The sequence below is a fragment of the Vibrio sp. 10N.261.52.A1 genome, from assembly GCF_002876325.1.
Classification (GTDB): Bacteria; Pseudomonadota; Gammaproteobacteria; order Enterobacterales; family Vibrionaceae; genus Vibrio; species Vibrio chagasii.
Map to the genome: position 1 here is coordinate 1 of NZ_MCYD01000886.1, position 4,877 is coordinate 4,877.

Below are 4,877 nucleotides of genomic sequence, written 5' to 3' on the forward strand. Positions count from 1 at the left end.
AAATATATATTATGTAATTGCTTGCACATCGTGCGCGAGCTTATAATATAAAAATGGAGTAATCCCGATGGAACAAAAAAATATTCAAGAACAGTTGGCTTCACAAGAATTTGAACTGGAATTTGAAGTTGAAGCAGAAGCGAACACATGTGGCAGTTGTACAAGCCCACGTCAAGACGTAGGCCACTAAGTAGGAAGGTAGCCCCAATTTGGGGCTATCCACTATCATGATAGACACATTAACTATTAGCCACGCTATCAATAGCGCTATGAATTCAACACGTATTGAACCCAAATACCGCGTCTTTCAACAACACTCCCTTGACTACATAGCCTGTAGTAACATTGTGCATAGGTGGGGCACGTGTTTAGGCGAGCCTCAAGAACATCTTAATGCACTCTATGGGTCGGGTTTCTGTCTTGCCTTAAATGAAATCACTAAGTGGAGCTTACCATTAACCCTACAGGTATTTGACTATATCAATGCCAATGGGCTTTTAATTAGCTATGATTGCCCAAAATTAGTCGATGTGTACATCTTTCTGACTTCTTCGTCAAATTGGACCCCATTTGGTATACATCAAGACTTTGAAGATTCTCACATTATTGATGTCGCTGGCTTTGGTCGGGATCTATATTTGTGGGAGGAAAAACCACCTTTCAAACCGAAAATAGCCAATTCAGAGCGATTCACTGGAATCCATCTCGATTACAAACCCCTATTACCAAGTGCAAAACGTTTATCTCTAAAACCGGGACAACATTACAACGTCCGTCAAGGCGTAATGCATATTTTTCATGCGTTGGGGCCAGGTGTATTCATTGGACTGAGTTGTAAGGAATCAGGCTCAGCCAAAGATCACGCTTATATTCCTCCTATGTATGATCCAAATATTATCTCAAATCTGGATACATTATTGGGACGAACTTTAACTTGGCTTTCCTATACTTGCCACGAAAATACACTCATTACGGACTTTGGAAAAGTAAAGTTAGAAGCTGACGAACTGATTGTATTAAACACATTAAGCTGTCAGCTCAACAAGCCATTACTCGCTAACAACTGGTTGCAAGATATACTACAAAGAAGGTTGCTCGCGAAACTCATCAAAGTAGGAGCTTTGCATGCTATCTAAATCATTAGAATCGGTGCTTAACGCCATCGATGAACTATCAATTTCCACTAAACTATCAGCTACATACAATAAAACTTATGTGAAGGACGATCTTAAACCATTGGCTTCAGTAGTGTTCAGTCGCCTTTCAAATATAGGGACTTCACGTCTGAATATTCGTCTCATAGCTGATGGAAAAGACTTACACCCTGCACTATTTGTACAATCAAGAATAGGCGAAGGCCTAATCGAACATAGCTTACTCGATAACGATTTGGTGACCCAATGCCTCAATGAAGGCGGCACATTAGTCTTCGACCACATCAACGATCATGTTACCGAGCTAAGAGGAATTCAAGAACACATAGAATCTAGGTATGGGGTGAAATGTTGGATTCAGTGCTACTTAACTAAAGCTAACCATACCGCATTTAAAATGCACTCGGATGATCATCCATTTCTAGTCCTTCAACTATTTGGCAGTAAGCATTGGATCCATGATAACAACGAAACAGTTAACTATAACACTGGTGATGTTGCTTTTTACCCAAGATCAAAGCTACATGATGTACATGGTAAGGGAGTCACTTCAATGCACTTAACCGTAGCTTTTGAAGATTTCGATGGTCAAAACTACAACGAACTAAGTCAAAAACAAAAATTACAGGCCTTAAAGCCACGTGTTGGTAATGCACTACCTTTCTCTATTGACTCTGAAAACTTGCCATCTGACTGTGGCTTCCGAGGCTACTATAACTTTCTTCCTCCATATGAAACAACAGGAGGTGTGATCCGTCTGATCACTCCGAAGCGAACCATCAAACTTAAATACAAGAAGTACCTCGCTATTTTACGATCGCTACAATGCTCCTCTTCTTCAACGGTTCTTGAACTGTCGAAGCTATTGGACATAGATCCAACACATGTCGAAGCCTTTATACACTTTGGCTTAAGAAATGGCCTAATCATCCGAGGATTATAATATGTCACTTGTCAGTACACTTAAAGCCATCGAGTGGAACCGAAATTTCACTTTGTTTGCTGCGGCCAGTTTCGCTTCTGGGGCCGGTAATGCATTAATCCCGATAGCTTTTTCTATAGAGTCCTTTAATATATCTCCTTCTGGAGTAGGGATCGCTCTTGTAATGTTAGCTCTCTGGTTAGGCCGCTTTCTAGGTATGCTTATCTATCGCAAGCTAGCAATAACGGCACTAAAGCAAACTATGATAATTGCAGATATAACGCGCTTACTTGCTCAGTTTGGGTTACTACTATATATTCTAATCGGCACAAACACTATCTTAGCTATGGTGATTTCAGCATTTGTTTATGGCCTCGGATCTTCCTTTTATCTCCCGGCGAGCTTCCAATTAATCCCCAGTATTACTTCTGTAGAAAACCGCGAGCAAGCCAATTCCATATTAGCAATTCTAGGCGACATCTATAGTATTGTTGGACCTCTTTCAGGCGCCACTTTAGCTTTGTTACTTGGTTTTGAGGTGGTGCTGATTATTGACAGTATAACCTTTCTTATCGCCATTGGGTTGATATATGCAATCAGACTTGTACCCAATTCAGAAGCGACTAACGAGCCTAACCCAGAAGAAAGAAAAGGTAAATCGTCAGTGCGTCTAACTCTAAAGTCATTACCAGATTGGTCAACTAACGGCCTAAAAAGCTGGTTTTTTGTCTCTATATGTCTTGGGTTCCTAGGGGTTGCTGGGCCTGCAATGGTTATTGCCAATCATTCTGAAAACGGCTGGGCATTTGTAGCAACCTGCATAGCTATAGGATCATTAGTGGGATCTACGGGGATGCTAAGCGGACGCTTTAAACACCTCACATGGAAACGAGTACATTTCCTATGCCTGATACTACTGTCTATACAAGCTATCGTAATGAGTAGTACCTTACCAATCGTTGTGATTGTCGTTTGTGCAATGTTCGGCGCTTGTGCAACTACTATGAGTGGGATTAAATGGGACACGGTTACGCAAACATACCTAACCGAAAATCAGCTTCCTGTCTTTGCATCAAGTGATCAGATGGTCACAAATACCGGAGTACCTTTGGGTATGGTATTGTTTGGTATCACAAGTCATTTTGGTGTTAGTAATTATGGGATGTTTGCTGTTGTCACTACCGTTGTTTTATCTTTTTGGTATATACGCTCAGGCTCACCAAACTCAGTGCAGGATCTTGCTCATGATTGATCTGATTTCCAGCCAAAAGATACGTCAACAAATAACGAAAAACGGTTTTTTATGTATAGATGATTTTTTCGACAAAACCAGTTTTACCAATTTCAATAAGGCTGTAATAGAGTCTTGGCAACAACAACGAGGTTGGCGCACACGAGTCGGACACAACGGTAAGAAGTTTAATACAGAGCTACTCACTTTAGAGAAACGTAAAAAAGTGTTCCAAAAAATGAACCAGGCGCCAGTACCAGAAGACAGGTTTAGCTTTATCTACCATTTCCTCGATCAAGGTAATGATGCCTTAGTTAGTCAAATTGCTAAGCAAGCAGTGGCAAACTGGCTTCCTTTACTTGGTCTTGACGTTACTGAGTTTGAGCAAAGCTTCTCGTTAACATCATTTAATCGCCACTGTTTTATCGATAATCACAATGATCACACCAATAGCGCACAAGTTAAGCCATACAAGGTCACAATTATCGTTTATTTTGGTAATTCTGAGTTACTATCTTCACAATCAAAACTCATATTTGACTATCAAGGTACAGTACATGATATCACACCACTGCCTAATCGTAGTGTGATGTTTTTCCCGTCACCAAATACTACTCATCGTGTCGAAAACCAACAATCACGGGGTGATGAACCGCGACTGGCACTTTCAGGTTGGTTAATGTGACGGAATGGATATCTATTGATACCATTAGTCTACTAGCAAATAAGGTTCTGTCGCAAATCTAGCTAGAGGTGTGACAGACCAATCCTCCAGGTACAATTATCCTGCAAGGGCGTAGAACCGCTCAAAGGCCGTATCACCTTCAATATCAATCTGCTCTTGTTTGAGCATCGTCCACACTTCCCGCCCATGTAAACTGGTCAAAGCTCCTTCCGTTGACTTCCAACCTAGCGCTTGACGTGTTTTCTGTTTCACCCATCGGTGATTCTGCTCAACGATATTGTTCAGATATTTAATGTCCAGAATCTCTACCAGTGAGAGCATAAAATACCCCGTCAACCAAAGGTAAGCTGGCGGTAAACCCCATCTAATAATCCCACTCCAAATTCGATATGGTCATGGCTTCCAATGTCTTAAAAGGGACCAGCAATGCCAAGACCTATCCGTACCAGAACTGATGAAGAGTGGGCGACGATGATTCAAGGTTTTGAAGGGATCCGCCTTCCTAAATGAACTCTTCAATATCTTTGGAATATACGCATGAAATGAAGTGATCAGATGGGCTCATCAGACACATCTTCCATTTTTGCAACAAGCCCATTCCATTTCACTTGGTCTGCCATCACAGAGCCTAAATCTAAGTAGGATACACTCACCTACTCACCTTCGCGCTGAGCATTCATCTTCTTAACGACACGTACAACGGTTCTCGCTGAGACGCCTATCATTTTGGCTGTCTCGTTGATGCTCATCTGGTTACCCACTCTAAGCTTGTAGATTTTTTCATGCAGCTCTAAATCTGGCTTTCTTCCTTGATACTTCCCTTCTTTCTTCGCCTTCTCGATACCTTGTTTTTGGCGTCGGCGTCTGTCTTCATAATCTTTTCGA

Annotated in this window: 6 protein-coding genes and 1 pseudogene; 5 read left to right on the plus strand and 2 right to left on the minus strand. The window is 41.4% G+C overall.

What is annotated here, in order from left to right; translation table 11 throughout:
- Nucleotides 1-67 precede the first annotated feature (67 nt).
- Genes BCT81_RS29940 through BCT81_RS19120 form a run of 5 tightly spaced genes read left to right on the plus strand, consistent with a single transcriptional unit; the run spans nucleotide 68 to nucleotide 3,992 of the window.
- Nucleotides 68-190, plus strand: coding sequence for a hypothetical protein (locus tag BCT81_RS29940; RefSeq protein WP_008219599.1), 123 nt, complete (start codon nucleotides 68-70; stop codon nucleotides 188-190).
- 37 nt (nucleotides 191-227) lie between these two features.
- A complete protein-coding gene (locus BCT81_RS19105) occupies nucleotides 228-1,136 on the plus strand; it encodes a hypothetical protein (RefSeq protein ID WP_008219601.1) in 909 nt (302 codons plus the stop codon).
- Complete coding sequence (locus BCT81_RS19110; protein WP_102425487.1) at nucleotides 1,126-2,097, plus strand: cupin domain-containing protein; 972 nt, start codon at nucleotides 1,126-1,128, stop codon at nucleotides 2,095-2,097. The genes BCT81_RS19105 and BCT81_RS19110 overlap by 11 nt, the downstream gene beginning before the upstream one ends.
- 1 nt (nucleotide 2,098) lies before the next feature.
- Nucleotides 2,099-3,328, plus strand: coding sequence for an MFS transporter (locus BCT81_RS19115; protein WP_008219604.1), 1,230 nt, complete (start codon nucleotides 2,099-2,101; stop codon nucleotides 3,326-3,328).
- On the plus strand, nucleotides 3,321-3,992 hold the full coding sequence (locus tag BCT81_RS19120) for a 2OG-Fe(II) oxygenase (RefSeq protein WP_008219606.1): 672 nt from the start codon (nucleotides 3,321-3,323) through the stop codon (nucleotides 3,990-3,992). Before BCT81_RS19115 ends, BCT81_RS19120 begins: the two co-directional genes overlap by 8 nt.
- Nucleotides 3,993-4,088: 96 nt before the next feature.
- Here the strand turns inward: BCT81_RS19120 and BCT81_RS19125 are convergent, their stop codons facing one another.
- Nucleotides 4,089-4,313 (minus strand): DDE-type integrase/transposase/recombinase, encoded by a 225-nt coding sequence (locus tag BCT81_RS19125; RefSeq protein WP_008219608.1) that lies wholly within the window; start codon nucleotides 4,311-4,313, stop codon nucleotides 4,089-4,091.
- Nucleotides 4,314-4,645: 332 nt separating this feature from the next.
- A pseudogene (locus BCT81_RS19130) lies at nucleotides 4,646-4,877 on the minus strand (recombinase family protein); the annotation flags it as partial.

Excerpts from the sequence above, each read along its gene's own strand:
- BCT81_RS19120 (WP_008219606.1), top strand. The coding sequence starts at position 3,321 with ATGATTGATCTGATTTCCAGCCAAAAGATACGTCAACAAATAACGAAA.
- BCT81_RS19125 (WP_008219608.1), bottom strand. The coding sequence starts at position 4,313 with ATGCTCTCACTGGTAGAGATTCTGGACATTAAATATCTGAACAATATC.
- BCT81_RS29940 (WP_008219599.1), top strand. The coding sequence starts at position 68 with ATGGAACAAAAAAATATTCAAGAACAGTTGGCTTCACAAGAATTTGAA.
- BCT81_RS19110 (WP_102425487.1), top strand. The coding sequence starts at position 1,126 with ATGCTATCTAAATCATTAGAATCGGTGCTTAACGCCATCGATGAACTA.
- BCT81_RS19115 (WP_008219604.1), top strand. The coding sequence starts at position 2,099 with ATGTCACTTGTCAGTACACTTAAAGCCATCGAGTGGAACCGAAATTTC.
- BCT81_RS19105 (WP_008219601.1), top strand. The coding sequence starts at position 228 with ATGATAGACACATTAACTATTAGCCACGCTATCAATAGCGCTATGAAT.